This window comes from Mycobacterium sp. AT1, from assembly GCF_002043095.1.
Classification (GTDB): Bacteria; Actinomycetota; Actinomycetes; order Mycobacteriales; family Mycobacteriaceae; genus Mycobacterium.
On sequence record NZ_MVOC01000035.1, the window covers coordinates 85,620 to 101,674 of the forward strand.

The window sequence follows — 16,055 nt, forward strand, 5'->3', positions numbered from 1 at the left end:
GTCCCCTGGCGGACATCCGTACTGGTGACTGCTCCGAATACCTCGGTAGTGGAAACCGACGGACGGAGGCTAGATGTCGGACGTTGAGTCACGCCGCTCATTGGTGACGGGTGCAACCGGATACATCGGCGGGCATCTTGCCGCCCTGCTCGTGGAGCGGGGCCAGAACGTGCGCGCAATGGCGCGCACGCCGGAGAAACTGCGCGACGTGCCGTGGCGCGACGAGGTCGAGGTGGTGCGTGGGGATCTCGGCGATCCCGATTCGCTGGTCGCCGCCTTCGACGGGGTTGACGTCGTCTACTACCTCGTCCACTCGATGGGCAGCTCGAAGGACTTCGTCCGCGAGGAGGAGAACTCCGCGCGCAACGTGGCGGCCGCCGCCGAAAAGGCTGGCGTGCGCCGCATCGTCTACCTGTCTGGCCTGCACCCCACCGGCGAGCTGTCCCGTCACCTTCGCTCGCGCAACGCCGTCGGCGAGATCCTGATGGCCTCGTCTGTCGAGACCGTCGTGCTGCAGGCCGGCATCGTGGTCGGCTCGGGGTCGGCGTCGTTCGAGATGATCCGGCATCTGACCGACCGGCTGCCGGTCATGACGACGCCGAAGTGGGTACGCAACAAGATACAGCCGATCTCCATCGACGACGTGTTGCACTACCTCGTCGAGGCCGCCGACGCCCCTATCGAGAAGTCACGCACCTTCGACATCGGCTGTCCGGACGTCTTGGAGTACGCCGACGCCATGCAGGTCTACGCCGAGGAGGCGGGGCTGCGCCGACGGTTCATCGTGGCGCTGCCGCTGCTGACCCCGAGCATCGCAAGCTGGTGGGTGGGCTTGGTGACGCCGATTCCGTCGGGTTTGGCGCGTCCGTTGGTCGAGTCGCTCGAGCACGACGCGGTGATGTCGGAGCACGACATCGACGCCGTGATCCCGCCGCCGCCGGGAGGCCTGACGGGGTTCCGTGAGTCGGTGGTCCGGGCTTTGAAGCAGGACGGCGCGACGGGCAAGGGCCGTCGTCACCTGATTCGCTTCAGTTCGGTTGCGCCGCAGTAACTCTCAGGGACGACGCGATGGCGGAGCCGTCAGGGACGACGCAGCGCCGAGGCGTTGTCGTTGTCGGACTGAACGCCGGTGCGGGCCGCGTTGGCCAGCATGTGTTCGATGACGTTCTTGCCAAGCGCCGACTCGCTGGGCAGCTCGATCGGGTACTCCCCGTCGAAGCAGGCCGAGCAGAGCCGGGATGCGGGCTGTTCGGTGGACGCGATCATCCCCTGGTGCGAGATGTAGTTCAGGCTGTCGGCGCCGATCGCACGGCGCACCGCGTCGAGCATCTCCGCTTCGTTGGCCCCCGCGTTGGACGCGTTGGCGATCAGCTCGGCGGGCGTGGCGAAGTCGATGCCGTAGAAGCACGGCCACTTCACCGGCGGCGAGGCGATGCGGACGTGCACCTCGAGGGCGCCGGCCTCACGGAGCATCCGGATCAAGGCGCGCTGGGTGTTGCCGCGCACGATCGAGTCGTCGACGACGATCAGCCGCTTGCCGCGGATGACTTCCTTGAGCGGGTTGAGCTTGAGCCGGATGCCGAGCTGACGGATGGTCTGCGACGGCTGGATGAACGTGCGGCCGACGTAGGCGTTCTTCATCAGGCCCTGGCCGAACGGGATGCCCGACTCCTGCGCGTAGCCGACGGCCGCCGGGGTGCCGGATTCCGGGACGCCGATGACGAGGTCGCCCTCGACCGGCGATTCTCGAGCCAGCCGCCTGCCGATGTCGACGCGGGTGGCGTGCACCGAGCGACCGCCGATGACGCTGTCGGGGCGGGCCAGGTAGACGTACTCGAAGACGCAACCCTTGGGGGTCGGGTTGGCGAAGCGGGTGGAACGCACGCCGTCGGCGTCGATGGCCAGCAATTCGCCGGGTTCGATGTCGCGGACGAAGGCGGCGCCGACGATGTCGAGCGCGGCCGTCTCCGACGCCACCACCCAGCCGCGGTCCAGCCTGCCGAGGGACAGTGGGCGCACGCCGTGCGGGTCGCGGGCGGCGTACAGCGTGTTCTCGTCCATGAAGGTCAGGCAGAAGGCGCCGCGAACCGTCGGCAACAACTCCAGCGCGGCCTGCTCGAGGGTGGCATCCGCAGCACCGTGGGCCAGCAGCGCACCGAGGATGTCGGAGTCCGTCGTGGCGGCGGTGGCACCACGCATGTCGGTCAGCCCCGCTTCACGGGCGCGCGCGGCGAGTTCCGTCGTGTTGACCAGGTTGCCGTTGTGGCCAAGGGCCACGCCAGTTCCCGCCGCGGTGTTCCTGAACACTGGCTGGGCGTTCTCCCAGGTCGTGGACCCGGTGGTGGAGTAGCGGCAGTGGCCGATGGCGACGTGGCCTTCCATCGCCGCGAGCGTCTGCTCGTCGAACACCTGACTGACCAGCCCGAGGTCCTTGAACACCAGCACCTGGGAGCCGTCGGCGACGGCGATGCCTGCCGCCTCTTGCCCTCTGTGCTGCAGGGCATATAGGCCGTAGTACGAGAGTTTCGCCACATCTTCGCCAGGTGCCCAGACGCCGAAGACGCCACATTCTTCTTTGGGCTCGTCGTCCGTCTGGTCGATCGGGTCGATCTGCTCGGCGGTCACGATCAGTGTGCTCCCTAGGGGCTGTGGGTGACGGGCATCAGTCTACGGTCAACATCGGTCGAAGGTGGAATCGAGGCGCGGTGTCCGTGAACACTTCAACAGCGAAGGCCCCGCGCGCATTTCTCGACGGAGGTGTGACGCGCGTGGAACCCGACGGGGAACGGACCGACGACGAATCGCGGACGTGGAGTCTCGGCACCCGGATCGCCTTCCGATTCTGCGTCGTCTACTTCGGGTTGTTCTGCCTCACGTTCGCGCAGATCACGTTCGCCTTCGCCGGGGTGTTGGCCGGCCTGCTGCCGGACGGCGCCGTCATCTGGCAGCAGGTGGCCCTGCAACCGGTCACCGGGTGGTTCGGCCGGACGGTGCTTGGCGTCGACGCGGTTCTGACACCCGGCTCCGGGAGCGGTGACCAGGCCGCGATCTGGGTGTACGTCGCGTGTCTTCTGACGGTGGCGGTGCTCGCGACCGTCGCGTGGTCGGTGCTGGACCGGCAGCGCGGGCGGTACCCGAGGCTGGCGGCGTGGTTCACGGTGTTCCTGCGCCTATGCCTTGGTGGGCAGATGATGTTCTACGGCTTCGCGAAGCTCATTCCGACGCAGATGCCGTCACCGCCTCTCGCGGCGCTGATCGAGCCGTTCGGAAACCTGAGCCCGATGGCGGTGTTGTGGCTGCAGGTCGGCACCTCCCACCCGTACGAGATGGCGCTGGGAGCCGTCGAGGTGCTCGCCGGGGCGCTGTTGTTCGTTCCGAAGACGGCGACGCTGGGCGCGTTGGTGAGCCTGGCGGGCACGGGACAAATCTTCCTGCTGAACATGACCTACGACGTGCCGGTCAAGATCCTGTCGTTCCACCTGGTGCTGATGAGCGCACTCCTGTTGGCGCCCAACGCAAGACGGCTCGTCGACGCCGTAGTGCTCGGCCGTGGCGTCGGCCAGGAGCGGCGGGCCGCCCCGTTCGACTCGCCGCGGCGCAACCGGCTAGCCGGGGTTGTCCAAGTGGTACTCGGCGTGTGGGTGTTGATCGGGTGCGTGACGCTCGGCCTGCAGACCTGGCGCGAATTCGGTGACGGGCGGGCCAAGCCGGAGCTCTACGGCATTTGGCAGGTCGCCGAGTTCTCGGTCGACGGAACCCCGCGACCACCGCTGCTGACCGACGACATCCGCTGGCAGAGAGTCGTATTCGACCATCCCGGGGTCCTCACCTACCAGTTGATGAACGGCGATCTGGTGGACGTCGCGGCAGACACGACGGGCGGCGTGCTGGCGGTGCCGGACGGCGGCTCGTTCACGGTCGATCGAGCGGGCGACGACCTGCGCCTGGTCGGACGCTGGAAGGACGAACCCACGACGGTCGTCCTGGAACGTCGACCACTGGAGGACTTCACCCTGCGCAACCGTGGATTCCACTGGGTGCAGGAGGCGCCGTTCTTCGGCTAGGGCACTAGCGGGACGACGGGCAGCCAGTCGGCGATCTCCCCGGCGCGCGACCCCGACGACTGCAACGTCCCGTTGGCGAGCGCGTCGGGCATCGCGAGAAGACCGGTGGCCAACAGGAGCCAGGTTCGGGGGTCGGTCTCGACCACGTTCGGCGGGTTTCCACGGGTGTGCGCCAAACCCGAGATGCACTGCACGGCAACGAAGGGCGGCACCCTCACCTCGACACTGGCGCCAGGCGCCTGCGCGGCGAGGGTCCTGGCGGTCAAGCGCACCGCGTCGGCGATGGCGCTGCGATCGGGCATGGCGACGGTGTCGTCGCGCAGCCAGTCCGCGACGGCCGAAACGGCTTGGCGGGTCTTCGTCGGATCCGCTATGCGGCGGGCGGCCATACCCTAGTCTCCCAGAATGGCTTTCGACCGCCACCGGCCGCCATACAGGCTGGCAGGAGCGGTGCTGGTGGCGATCGTCGTGCTCTTCGGCGTGCTGATGGCCAAACAGTACCGCGGAGACTTCGTCGAGCAGACCGAACTCGTGGTGGTGTCCGACCGGGCCGGCCTTGGCGTCGACCCCGGCTCGAAGGTCACCCTCAACGGCGTCGAGATCGGGCGGGTGGCCGGCGTCGACGTCGCCGAGGCCGACGGTCATCAGCAGGCGCTCATCGCCCTCGAGGTGAAGGACGAATACCTTGCGTCGATACCGTCGAACGTCCTGGCCGACGTCAAGGCCAGCACCGTCTTCGGCAACAAGTACGTGTCGTTCGTCTCGCCGGAACACCCTTCCGCAGAACATGTTTCGCGCGGATCGGTGATCCCGGTGCAGTCGGTCACCACGGAGTTCAACACACTCTTCGAAACGGTTACGTCGATCGCGGACAAGGTGGACCCGATCAAGCTGAACCAGACGCTGACCGCTACGGCACAGGCCCTTGGCGGCCTCGGAACCAGGTTCGGGATGTCGCTCGAGGACGCCAATGCGATCCTCGCCGACCTGAACCCACGGTGGCCGCGGTTCCGCGATGACGTCGCGCGCGCCGGCGAACTGCTCGACGTCTACGCCGACGCGGCGCCGAATCTTCTCGACGGGCTCGACGCCGCCGTGACCACCGCACGCTCACTCAACGCACGCCGTGGCGACGTCGACTCCGCGTTGATGGCGGCAATCGGATTCGGCGACACCGCAGCGGATCCGCTGGAACGCGCCGGCCCCTATCTGATTCGCAGCGCAGCGGACTTGGTACCGACGACCGCACTGCTCGACGACTACCGCGGCATGATTCTGTGCACCGTGCGCAACTACCACGACGTCGGGCCAAGGATCGCCTCGTCCCTCGGCGGCGACAACGGATATTCGTTGGCGGCGTTCGGAACGCTGACGGGCGCTGGCAATCCGTACATCTATCCCGACAACCTGCCGCGGATCAACGCCCGTGGCGGTCCGGAGGGGCGACCCGGCTGCTGGCAGAAGGTGACCTACGACCTGTGGCCTCACCCCTATCTGGTGATGGACACCGGATACAGCATTGCGCCCTACAACCACGTCGAGTTGGGTCAGCCCCTCGCCGTCGACCACGTGTGGGGACGTCAGATCGGCGAGCTGACAATCAACCCGTGACGCTGCAGGACCACCGCCGCCACCGCTCCCGCCTCGTTGATCGCCAGGTGCGCGAGCATCGGCGCGGCGAGGCTCCCCGTGCGGTCGTATAACCATCCGAAGACCCAGCCTGCCGCGCCGGTGACGGCCGCGGTCCCGACGACCGTCTCCCCCGCTCCGCGCGCGTCGACGACGTGCGACATCCCGAACGCCGCCGCCTGAAGGACGCGGCCCCACCGTGGTCCGAAGGACTGCGCCGCAACGGTTCCCAGAGCGGCCCGGAATGCGGCCTCCTCCGACCAGACCGTCCCGATCGGAATGCGAATCAACAGCCACTTCGCGGCTGACCCGGGAATCGTCCGTTGCGTCACACCCGACCGGACGGCCGGCACGGCCATGGCCGACGCCACCGTCGTCGACACCGCGGCCGCCACCCGAAGACCAAGCCGCACACCGTGCGTCGAGGCGGGCCGCCGCAGTCCAAGCGGTGCGTCGGTCCACCAGACCAGCACCCCGCCAAGGCCGGCGTTGAGTGGCACGTGCCACCGCGACGGCAGCTTTGGCGCGACCAGGCTCCAGCCGACCAGCGCGGCCGCCAGCACCAATGGCCTCGTTGCGCTTGGCTTGGTCAATATTCGCTGCCGGCGTCGTTGACGGCGGCGCGGACTCGTTCGGTGTCAGCGCTCGTCCAGCCGTCCGGCGGGATGACGGCGACCCAGCCGTCGAGCACGGAGTCGCCGTAGTTGTGACCGTGTCCGGCCGGCACGCTGGATGCATTGGTCATGTCGGCACTGACCTGCCAGAAGGTGATGATCGGATACCACCGCATCGACGTCGTGCGGTCCAGTCCCGCAGGCTCGATCAGCCAGTCCGGTCGGTCGAACACCAGCTCCGGCGACCACCAGACGATCGGATCGGAGGCGTGCTGCAGGAACAGCACCCGGGTTCCGCCCCATTCGGGCCGTGCGATCTCCGCGATGTCGGCGCTGGTGTTGGCCTGCGAGAAGCGGACCGTGCTGCCGTTGTCGTAGCGCGGCTCCACCTCTGGTGTCCAGGGATCGCGGCGCTGCACCAGAGCCCTCCACAGTGAGCTCTGGTTGGGTGGGCCGACCCACAGCACCGCGGAGAAGCCCATCCGCGCGATGTCGGGAAGCCAGTCGAAGACACCCTGCCCTCCGAGCGACCCCAGACTCTCTCCGTACAGCACCAGCTTCGGCCTGCGTTCGGCGGGCAGTCGGGACCATCGATCGTGCACGGCCGTGACGAGCACCCGAGCCGACTGCACGGACTTGTCCCGATCGCCAAGGAACGAAATCCAGCTCGGCAGATACGAATACTGCACGCCGACGAGCGCGGTGTCGCCGGCGTACATGCTCTCGATCGACCTGGCGGCGACGGGGTTGATCCATCCGGTGCCGGTGGTCGGAACGATGACGAGCAGTTTGCGGTCGAACGCACCGGTGCGCATCAGCTCGCTGACGACGACGTTGGCCCTGGCCTGGTCGGTGTCGGCGGTCTCGAGGCCTGCGTACACGCGGATGGGTTCCTTGGCTGGCCGGCCGGCGAGTCGAGTCAGTTCGGCCGCGTGCGGGCCCGTCGCGACGAAGTTCCGGCCCTGGAACCCCAGCGTCTCCCAGGCAGCGAACGACGTTGGACTGCCAGATCGTTCGGGCTGCCGAGGTTGCGAGACGCCGTCACGCGTGGTGGCGTTCTGCGGCTGGAACACCCCGCTGGCACCGGCGAGGAATCCTCGGTACAGGACACCGTTGACCAGGGAGACCACCACAACCACGACGATGGCGGACCCGATGACCATCGCGATCTCCTGATGCAGGTGCCACCGCCGGATGAACATCCTGGCAAGCAGTTTCACCGCGTCGAAGAGCACCCGCGCCACACAGACGCACGCCCCGCCGATCACCACGGCCGCCAACAGGGTGCGCAGGTACCCCAGGTTGGTCGGGCCGGCGATGCCCATCTCGGCGGCGACCTGACGCTGCCACGCCGCCGCCGGAATCAGCATCGACACGCACACGACGATCGAGGAGACGACGAGGCCGACCTTCAGCGCGTTCAGCGTCTTCCTTGGCGGCGGCCACCACTGCCTATGGTGCAGGGCGATGCGATGGAACGCCTTGGCGAGCACGACGCCGATGGCGTAGCCGATCGACGCGTTGACGCCGCCGATCAACCCCTGAAACAGCCAGTCCCGCGGGAGCAGTGACGGCGTCAGCGACAGGCAGAAGAAGACGGTGGCGACGGCGACCCCACCGAAGTCGAGGCGCACCAGGCTCCACGCCCAGACGACGACGGGGTGACGTTCGACGCCGCGCCGGCGTCGTGGGATGTCGGCGATGGATTCGCCGGTGACGGTTGAGGTTTCGCCACTCACCCGAACAGTCCGGGAAGCACGCCCTCCGACGTGCGGCGCAACTCGTCGAGACTCACGCTGAACTGGCCCTGGACCTCGATGGACGTGCTGCCTTCGTCGACGACGCCGATGCGTTCGGCGGGCAGTCCGCGGGCCTCGCACATGGCACGGAATCGGCTCTCTTCGGTGCGCGGAACCGCGACGACCACCCGCCCCGCGGACTCGGAGAACAACGTCACGAAGGGGTCGGCACCCTCCGGGAGGATGATCCGACAACCCGTTTCACCGGCGAGCGCGGATTCCAGGACGGCTTGAATCAGCCCACCCTCGGACAGGTCGTGCGCGGCGGAGATCAAACCGTCGCGCGACGCCGATACCAGAACCTCGGCGAGCAGCTGTTCGCGCGCCAGGTCCACCTTGGGCGGCAGGCCGCCGAGGTGGTCCGCGGTGACCTGAGCCCAGACGGAACCGTCGAACTCGTCGTAGGTGTCGCCCAACAGGATCAACGTCTCGCCGGGTTCGACGCCGAAGGCCGTCGGGACGCGTCGCCTGACGTCCTCGAGGACGCCGAGCACGCCGACGACCGGAGTCGGAAGGATCGGCGTGGTGCCGGTCTGGTTGTAGAAGCTCACGTTGCCGCCGGTGACCGGAATGCCAAGCACCGCACAGCCATCCGCCAAACCGCGCACGGCCTGGGAGAACTGCCACATCACCCCCGGGTCTTCGGGAGAGCCGAAGTTGAGGCAGTTGGTGACGGCGACCGGCGTGGCACCGGTGACCGCGACGTTGCGATAGGCCTCCGCCAGCGCCAGCTGGGCACCGGTGTACGGGTCGAGGAACGTGTAGCGGCCGGACGCGTCGGTTGAGATCGCGACGCCGCGACCGGTGGCCTCGTCGATGCGGAGCACGCCACCGTCGGCATGCTCGGCGAGCACGGTGTTGCCGCGGACGTAGCGGTCGTACTGCTCGGTGATGAAGGCCCGGCTGCAAAGGTGCGGGCTGCCAAGGAGTTTCAGCAGGGTCTCGCGCAACTCCTCACCGGTTGACGGACGCGGGATCGACGCCGACGTGTCGGCGTTGAGGGCGTCCTGCGTGTCGGGCCGCTCGACGGGCCGCTCGTAGACCGGACCTTCGTGCGCGACGGTCCTCGGGGGCACGTCGACGACGGTCTCGCCGTTCCAGGTGATCTGCAGCCGGTCGCCGTCGGTCACTTCGCCGATGACGGTGGCCAGCACCTCCCACTTACGGCACACGGCCATGAACGCGTCGACGTTCTCGGGTGCCACGACCGCGCACATGCGTTCCTGCGACTCGCTGGACAGCACCTCCGCGGGCGTCATGAACTTGGCCCGAAGCGGCACCTTGTCCAGTTCGATCGACATGCCGCCGTCGCCGGCAGATGCGAGTTCGGAAGTGGCACAAGACAATCCGGCGCCACCAAGGTCTTGAATGCCAATCACCAGGCCCGCCGCGTACAGCTCGAGGCAGCACTCGATGAGCACCTTCTCCATGAAGGGGTCACCGACCTGGACCGATGGAAGCTTCTTGCGGCCGGGGCCCTCGCCCTCGTCGCCGCCGAAGGTCTCCGACGCGAGCACCGAGACACCGCCGATGCCGTCGAGACCGGTGCGGGCGCCGAACAGGATGATCTTGTTGCCAGTACCCGACGCGAAGGCGAGGTGCAGGTCCTCCTTGCGGAGCACGCCGATGCACAGCGCGTTCACCAACGGGTTGCCCGCGTAGGACGGATCGAAGATCGTCTCGCCGCCGATGTTGGGCAGACCGAGGGAATTGCCGTAGCCGCCGACGCCACGCACGACGCCGTCGAGCACCCGCCGGGTGTCGGGCGCGTCGGCCGGGCCGAAGCGCAGCTGATCCATCACCGCGACCGGGCGGGCGCCCATGGCCATGATGTCGCGGACGATGCCGCCCACGCCGGTGGCCGCACCTTGGTACGGCTCGACGTAGGACGGGTGGTTGTGCGATTCGACCTTGAAGGTCACCGCCCAGCCGTCGCCGATGTCGACGACGCCCGCGTTCTCGCCGATGCCGGCCAGCATCCCCGCGCGCATCTCGTCGGTGGTCGTCTCGCCGAAGTAGCGCAGATGCACCTTCGAGGACTTGTAGGAGCAGTGCTCGCTCCACATCACCGAGTACATGGCCAGCTCGGCGTCGGTGGGCCGACGTCCGAGAATGCCACGAATCCGCTGGTACTCGTCGTCCTTCAGACCGAGCTCACGGAATGGCTGCGGCTGATCGGGGGTAGTAGAGGCTTGCTCGACACTGTCCACTTCGTGGGAGTACGCGGATGTCACCTCAGTAGTTTATTCGCTCTGCCGACCGGCGAGCGCCCGCGCCGCGACGGGCCCCCCGAAACCGTGCAAAACGACGCTGCCCAGCACCACGACGACCACGATCAGCAGGATGGTGTCCTCCACGGGTGGGTCGAGCACGTTGTAGGCCAACAGCCCGAAGACGATCACCGCCGCGCCGTGTGGACCAAAGCCGCCCAGCATGACCCGTTCCGGCCACGTGAACTTCGAGCCGAACATGGCCAACAGGACGGGCAGCATCCGCACGAGTGTCAGCGCCAAGAGGCCGAACGCCACGATCCCGACGGTGAGATCGGCCTGCCAATAGGCGATCAGGACCACGCCGCCGAAGACGAACCACATCATCGCCGTCAGCAGGAAGCCGAGGTCCTCGATCAACTCCAACTCACGCTCGGCGTCACTCGATTGGCGGTAGTAGTGGTACGCGACGCCGCATAGGTACGCCGCGACGAAGCCGTTGCCGTGCCACCAGATGGCCAGCGTGTAGGCCACGGCCGGCGCAGCCACCACCAGCACCCGCCGGGACTGGTCGGTCATCAGGTTCTTGCGCTCGGCGAGGTTGGCGCCCAGCGCGAGCCCGGCGCCCACCAGGAACCCGACCAGGATCGCCTTCGCCGAGTGGGGAAGCGCCTCGCGAAGCTCGTCCCACACCGAGCCCGCCTCGACGTGCTGATCGGCCACGGCGAGGGCGAAGAGGAAGATCGGCGAGAGGATGCCGTCGTTGTGCCCGGCCTCGACGTTGAGCAAATCGCTGACTCGACCCGGAAGACCCCCTGGCCGCACGATCCACTGTGCGGGGGCGAAGTCGATCGGCACCACGATGCAGGCGACGACGACCACCGTCGCCAATGACAGGCCGGGAAGCAGCCACAGGCCGAGCAGGACGGCGATTCCCACGCTGATCGGCAACGCCACGAACAGCATCCGGAAGGCCGAGCGTGGATGTTCGCCGAACAGCCCGGCGCGCATCGCGTTGGCGTCGACGAACAACAGCACCGCCAGGACGATCTTGGCGGCCTGCTCGGCGGTCTCGGAGTTGAGGGTGTCGGCCAGCGAGCCGTGGGTGGTGTATTCGACGACTGCGCCGGCGAGGAGCAGGAAGAGCGGGGGCGTGATGCGCCACCGTTCCATGCGGCGAGCCGAGAGGGCCCACACGGCCAACAGGAGCGAGATGGCGATCAGCGACAGCAACACGACGGTGATCCTGCCCGGTGAGCTATCCGCCCGCTATGCAGAAGGCATTGCCCTCCGGATCGGCGAGCACCACCCACCGGAAGTCGTCACCGAAGCTGTTGCGTTCCACCTCCCTGGCGCCGAGTTCGACGGCCCTGGCCACCTCGGCCTCCATGTCCGCGGCGTGCAGGTCGAGGTGCGCCTTGTTCTTGCCGGGCGTCGGGTCGGGCACCCGCTGGAAGCCGAGAGCGGCGCCGCCCTCGCGGGGTACGAGGACGAACTCACCCGGCACCACCGCGTTGACCTCAGTTCCCAACACCCCCGCCCACCAGGCGGCGAGCGCGTCGGGATCCTCGCAATCGAACGTCACGGTCGCAATCTCGAGACTCATGCCTGAAGAAGGTAATTCACACCGGTGACAGGAAGGCCTGCAATGCGGCGGAATAGGCCTGCACGTCGCGCGCGCCCATCAGTTCGCGGGCCGAGTGCATTGCCAACTGCGCCGCACCCACGTCGACGGTCGGGATTCCGGTGCGCGCCGCCGTCATCGGCCCAATGGTCGACCCACACGGCAGGTCCGCGCGGTGCTCGTATCGCTGCAGCGGCACCCCGGCCTGCGCGCAGGCCAGTGCGAAGGCCGCCGCCGTCCTGCCGTCGGTGGCGTAGCGAAGGTTCGGGTGCACCTTCAGCACCGGGCCGCCGTTCACCTCGATGAGGTGACCGGGTTCGTGCCGCTCCGGATAGTTCGGATGGGTCGCGTGGGCCATGTCGCCCGAGGCGACCATCGAACCTGAGAGTCGACGCAGGAAGCCCTCGCGCCCGTCGCCGCCGGTCAGGGCGATGCGCTCCAGCACCGTCGGCAAGAGTTCGGACTGGGCGCCGTGGTCCGACGTCGACCCGACCTCCTCGTGGTCGAACAGCGCCAGCACGGGGATGTAGCGCCGCGGGTCCGCGGCCAGGAACGCCTCCAGCCCGGCGTAGCAGGTGCCTTGGTTGTCCAGGCGTGGCGCACTGACGAGTTCGCGGTCGGCGCCCACCAGCGTCGACGGCGTCAGGTCGTGGGTCATCAGATCGGCCGCCAGCACCGCGCCGGGGTCGACGCCCGCGTGCTCGGCGACCCAGTCGACGAACGGGCGCACCCGGTCGCCCACGCCCCAGACGGCGTTGACGTGGCGCTGCGGGTTCAGCTCGACGCCCTTGCGGTCGTCGGACAGGTGGATTGCCAGCTGCGGCACCCGCAGGACGGGATCGTCGACGCGCACCAACACGTCGTCGACCGCATTGCCCTTCCGGACCGACAGCCTGCCGCTGATCCCGAGGTCACGGTCCAGCCAGGAGTTCAGCCACGCCCCGCCGTACGGTTCCAGCGCGACCACCTGCCAGCCGGCGACGACCCGATCGGGATGCTGTTTGACGCGCAAATTGGGGCTGTCGGTGTGTCCGCCGACGATGCGGAACGGCGCGCCGTCGGCGGCTGCCTTCCAGGCGACCAGCGAACCGGCGCGGACGGTGAAGTAGCCCTCACTGCCCGACGGCCAGGACTCCCCCTCCAAGAGCTCGAGGTAGCCGGCCGCACGCAGACGCTCGGCCACGGTCGCGCACACGTGGAACGGCGACGGCGAAGCGTCGATGAAGTCGCACAATCCCTGGGGGCTAGCTGCCATCTTTTCATCTTGACCGGTGCCGTCGGTGATCTTGACGCTAGGGTCCCTGATGTGTCCGATCCGCAGCCGCAGAAGGTGCTGGCGCCCCTGACGCCCGCCGCCATCTTCCTCGTCGCCACCCTCGACGGGGGAGGCGAGGACGTCGTGCACGACGCGCTCGGCGACATCTCGGGTCTGGTGCGGGCGATCGGCTTTCGCGACCCGTCCAAACAGCTGTCCGTGGTGACCTCCATCGGCTCCGACGCGTTCGATCGGCTCTTCTCCGGTCCGCGCCCCGCGGAACTGCACCCCTTCGTCGCGCTCGACGGCCCCCGCCACCACGCACCGTCGACTCCGGGCGACCTGCTGTTCCACATCCGAGCGAACTCCCTCGACGTCTGCTTCGAATTGGCCGGGCGGATCGTCGACGCGATGGCAGGCGCCATCACCGTCGTCGACGAAGTGCACGGCTTCAAGTTCTTCGACAACCGCGACCTGATGGGTTTCGTCGACGGCACCGAGAACCCCGACGGCCCAATCGCCTTGAACGCCACCCAGATCGGCGACGAGGATCCCGACTTTGCCGGCGGAAGCTATGTCCACGTGCAGAAGTACCTTCACGACATGAGCTCGTGGAACGCGCTGTCCACCGAAGCTCAGGAGCGCGTGATCGGCCGCACCAAGCTCGACGACATCGAGTTGGCCGACGACGTGAAGCCCCCGAATTCGCACCTGGCCCTCAACGTCATCACCGACGACGAGGGCAACGAGCTCAAGATCCTGCGGCACAACATGCCGTTCGGCGAAGTCGGCAAGGCCGAATTCGGGACGTACTACATCGGTTACTCACGGACTCCCGCGGTCACCGAGCGGATGCTGCGCAACATGTTCATCGGCGATCCGCCGGGCAACACCGACCGCATCCTGGACTTCTCCACCGCCGTCACCGGCACCATGTTCTTCGTGCCGACCGCGGACTTCCTCGACGACCCACCGCCGCTGCCCGAAACATTCTCGGCCGCAACGACTTCTGCATCCCTCGCTCCCACCGGCTCGCTGTCGATCGGCAGTTTGAAAGGACAACCCCAATGAACAACCTGTACCGCGAACTGGCACCGATCACCGACGAAGCCTGGGGCGAAATCGAATTGGAGGCCACCAGAACCTTCAAGCGCCACATCGCCGGACGACGCGTCGTCGACGTCAGCGCACCCGGTGGTCCGGCGAAGGCCTCGGTGAGCACCGGTCACCTCGTCGACGTCGCGCCGCCCGGCGAAGGCGTCGTGGCACACCTCCGCGAAAGCCGGCCATTGGTCCGGCTTCGTGCGCCGTTCACCATCGCCCGCACCGACATCGACGACGTGGAGCGCGGCTCGCAGGACTCCGACTGGGACCCGGTGAAGGCAGCTGCGAAGCAGTTGGCATTCGCCGAGGACCGGGCGATCTTCGAGGGTTACAAGGACGCGTCCATCGACGGCATCCGCAAGTGCAGCTCCAACACCGCTCTTGCGCTGCCGTCGGACCCCAAGGAGATCCCCGACGTCATCTCCCAGGCACTGTCGGAACTTCGGCTGGCCGGCGTCGACGGTCCCTATTGCGTGCTGCTGTCGGCCGACGTCTACACCCAGGTCAGCGAGACAACCGCGCACGGCTATCCGATCCGCGAACACCTCAACCGGCTCGTCGACGGCGAAATCATCTGGGCTCCAGCGATTGACGGTGCGTTCGTGCTGTCCACCCGCGGCGGTGACTTCGACCTCCAGCTGGGTACCGACGTGTCGATCGGCTACCTGTCGCACGACGCCCAGAGCGTGCAGCTGTACCTCGAGGAGACGCTGACGTTCCTCTGCTACACGGCAGAGGCTTCGGTCGCGCTGACCCCGTAGACCGGCCCTCCCCGCGCCTCCCCGCGCCTCCCCGCGAGTGTGCGTGTCTGCGGCCGACACGCCGCGGCGCAATGCCACTTCGTGCACGCTGGCGTAGGTCACATTGGCGGGCGCGGGCCCCGTCGATCTCCATCCGATCTCCACGGAATCTTCACGCGAGGATCAGCAGCTGCGACGAGCATTGAATTCGTCAAAGCAGGTGCCGATCGACTCCAACGGCGAAGCCGACTCAGCGCGCCCGCTTCATCCGAGCTGCGCGTCCGGTCAATTATCTGGTTGTCCCCCTACGTCGGTGGGTCCACCTCGTCGGCACCGAGACGCTTGCACTCGCCGCCGCCCTCCACAGGGGCGGACATCTCGAAGGGGACCGGCCGATGCTGCGTTCAGATCCGTCCGTAAACGCCGAAGCCGTAGCGCCGGAGCCCGTCGACCACGTTCTGGCCGCCAGGTTTGTCAATGAGGTCATCCCGCACTCCGCCACTCTGCTCGGCCACGCCATCGGATTGACCCACCATCGGTCAGATGCCGAGGACCTGGTGCAGGAGACCATGATCAAGGCCTACGTGTCGTTCGAGACGTTCCGCGAGGGATCGAACGTCAAGGCGTGGCTGTACCGCATCATGGCGAACACGTGGGTGGACCGGCACCGGTTGTCGCTACGCCGCCCGGCCGAGCAATTCCACGGCGATTTGACCGACCCACAGACGGCCAGCCAGGCCGTCGTCATGGGCAGTATGCCGTCCGCGGAGTCAGAGGCCTTGAAGTCGGTGCCCAGCGAGGCCGAAGTTGCGTTGAGTGATCTCCCGCCCAACTTGCGCGAGATCGTCTACTACGCCGACGTACAGGGCTACCGCAACACCGAAGTTGCCGAGATACTCCAGATCCCAGTCGGCACAGTGGGATCGCGCCTCTTCCGAGGTCGACGCGAACTGCGCGCCAGACTGACTGAGCGCTGCCGTGCCGATGAGTGCGAGGCGCGGAGGTCCGCCTGAGCC

The 16,055-nt window shown here is 67.6% G+C and carries 14 protein-coding genes; 6 read left to right on the top strand and 8 right to left on the bottom strand.

All coding sequences use genetic code 11. The features are described 5' to 3' along the window. The first annotated feature begins 73 nt into the window (after window positions 1–73). On the top strand, window positions 74–1,051 hold the full coding sequence (locus tag B1790_RS16280) for an NAD(P)H-binding protein (RefSeq protein WP_079924313.1): 978 nt from the start codon (window positions 74–76) through the stop codon (window positions 1,049–1,051). A 29-nt stretch (window positions 1,052–1,080) separates the two neighbouring features. Here B1790_RS16280 and purF read toward each other — a convergent pair whose 3' ends face one another. Further along, complete coding sequence (gene purF, locus B1790_RS16285) at window positions 1,081–2,625, bottom strand: amidophosphoribosyltransferase (protein WP_079924314.1); 1,545 nt, start codon at window positions 2,623–2,625, stop codon at window positions 1,081–1,083. 143 nt (window positions 2,626–2,768) lie between these two features. On the opposite strand from purF, the gene B1790_RS16290 reads away from it, so the two are divergent. Then, on the top strand, window positions 2,769–4,064 hold the full coding sequence (locus tag B1790_RS16290; RefSeq protein ID WP_079924315.1) for a DoxX family protein: 1,296 nt from the start codon (window positions 2,769–2,771) through the stop codon (window positions 4,062–4,064). On the opposite strand, the gene B1790_RS16295 is transcribed toward B1790_RS16290, so the two are convergent. Continuing rightward, complete coding sequence (locus tag B1790_RS16295; RefSeq protein WP_079924316.1) at window positions 4,061–4,453, bottom strand: sterol carrier family protein; 393 nt, start codon at window positions 4,451–4,453, stop codon at window positions 4,061–4,063. The genes B1790_RS16290 and B1790_RS16295 overlap by 4 nt on opposite strands. Window positions 4,454–4,469: 16 nt before the next feature. Between B1790_RS16295 and B1790_RS16300 the strand changes: the two genes are divergently transcribed. Then, entirely contained in the window at window positions 4,470–5,675 is a 1,206-nt protein-coding gene (locus B1790_RS16300; RefSeq protein ID WP_079924317.1) for an MCE family protein, read from the top strand. Here B1790_RS16300 and B1790_RS16305 read toward each other — a convergent pair. Genes B1790_RS16305 through B1790_RS16330 form a run of 6 tightly spaced genes read right to left on the bottom strand, consistent with a single transcriptional unit; the run spans window position 5,645 to window position 13,195 of the window. After that, complete coding sequence (locus B1790_RS16305) at window positions 5,645–6,259, bottom strand: CPBP family intramembrane glutamic endopeptidase (protein ID WP_198952023.1); 615 nt, start codon at window positions 6,257–6,259, stop codon at window positions 5,645–5,647. The genes B1790_RS16300 and B1790_RS16305 overlap by 31 nt on opposite strands. A 23-nt stretch (window positions 6,260–6,282) precedes the next feature. Next, entirely contained in the window at window positions 6,283–8,001 is a 1,719-nt protein-coding gene (locus tag B1790_RS16310; RefSeq protein ID WP_079924422.1) for an alpha/beta-hydrolase family protein, read from the bottom strand. 41 nt (window positions 8,002–8,042) lie between these two features. Further along, window positions 8,043–10,316, bottom strand: coding sequence for a phosphoribosylformylglycinamidine synthase subunit PurL (purL, locus tag B1790_RS16315; protein ID WP_198952025.1), 2,274 nt, complete (start codon window positions 10,314–10,316; stop codon window positions 8,043–8,045). Between the two features lie 33 nt (window positions 10,317–10,349). Continuing rightward, window positions 10,350–11,552 carry a cation:proton antiporter gene (locus tag B1790_RS16320; protein ID WP_079924319.1) on the bottom strand — a complete coding sequence of 401 codons (1,203 nt, stop codon included), beginning with the start codon at window positions 11,550–11,552 and terminating at the stop codon, window positions 10,350–10,352. Window positions 11,553–11,574: 22 nt separating this feature from the next. Continuing rightward, a complete protein-coding gene (locus B1790_RS16325) occupies window positions 11,575–11,922 on the bottom strand; it encodes a VOC family protein (RefSeq protein ID WP_079924320.1) in 348 nt (115 codons plus the stop codon). A gap of 16 nt (window positions 11,923–11,938) precedes the next feature. Then, window positions 11,939–13,195, bottom strand: a complete 1,257-nt coding sequence (locus B1790_RS16330) for a M18 family aminopeptidase (protein WP_079924424.1) — start codon at window positions 13,193–13,195, stop codon at window positions 11,939–11,941. Window positions 13,196–13,204: 9 nt separating this feature from the next. On the opposite strand from B1790_RS16330, the gene B1790_RS16335 reads away from it, so the two are divergent. The 3 genes from B1790_RS16335 to B1790_RS16345 all read left to right on the top strand — a co-directional run bounded on the left by B1790_RS16335 (window position 13,205) and on the right by B1790_RS16345 (window position 16,052). Further along, window positions 13,205–14,266: a Dyp-type peroxidase gene (locus tag B1790_RS16335; protein ID WP_198952024.1), complete on the top strand. Its 1,062-nt coding sequence runs from the start codon at window positions 13,205–13,207 to the stop codon at window positions 14,264–14,266. Then, complete coding sequence (locus B1790_RS16340; RefSeq protein WP_079924321.1) at window positions 14,263–15,060, top strand: family 1 encapsulin nanocompartment shell protein; 798 nt, start codon at window positions 14,263–14,265, stop codon at window positions 15,058–15,060. The genes B1790_RS16335 and B1790_RS16340 overlap by 4 nt, the downstream gene beginning before the upstream one ends. A gap of 374 nt (window positions 15,061–15,434) precedes the next feature. Further along, window positions 15,435–16,052, top strand: coding sequence for a sigma-70 family RNA polymerase sigma factor (locus B1790_RS16345; RefSeq protein WP_079924322.1), 618 nt, complete (start codon window positions 15,435–15,437; stop codon window positions 16,050–16,052). Window positions 16,053–16,055: the final 3 nt, after the last annotated feature.

Excerpts from the sequence above, each read along its gene's own strand:
- B1790_RS16280 (WP_079924313.1), top strand. The coding sequence starts at position 74 with ATGTCGGACGTTGAGTCACGCCGCTCATTGGTGACGGGTGCAACCGGA.
- B1790_RS16295 (WP_079924316.1), bottom strand. The coding sequence starts at position 4,453 with ATGGCCGCCCGCCGCATAGCGGATCCGACGAAGACCCGCCAAGCCGTT.
- B1790_RS16300 (WP_079924317.1), top strand. The coding sequence starts at position 4,470 with ATGGCTTTCGACCGCCACCGGCCGCCATACAGGCTGGCAGGAGCGGTG.
- B1790_RS16325 (WP_079924320.1), bottom strand. The coding sequence starts at position 11,922 with ATGAGTCTCGAGATTGCGACCGTGACGTTCGATTGCGAGGATCCCGAC.
- B1790_RS16330 (WP_079924424.1), bottom strand. The coding sequence starts at position 13,195 with ATGGCAGCTAGCCCCCAGGGATTGTGCGACTTCATCGACGCTTCGCCG.
- B1790_RS16340 (WP_079924321.1), top strand. The coding sequence starts at position 14,263 with ATGAACAACCTGTACCGCGAACTGGCACCGATCACCGACGAAGCCTGG.
- B1790_RS16345 (WP_079924322.1), top strand. The coding sequence starts at position 15,435 with ATGCTGCGTTCAGATCCGTCCGTAAACGCCGAAGCCGTAGCGCCGGAG.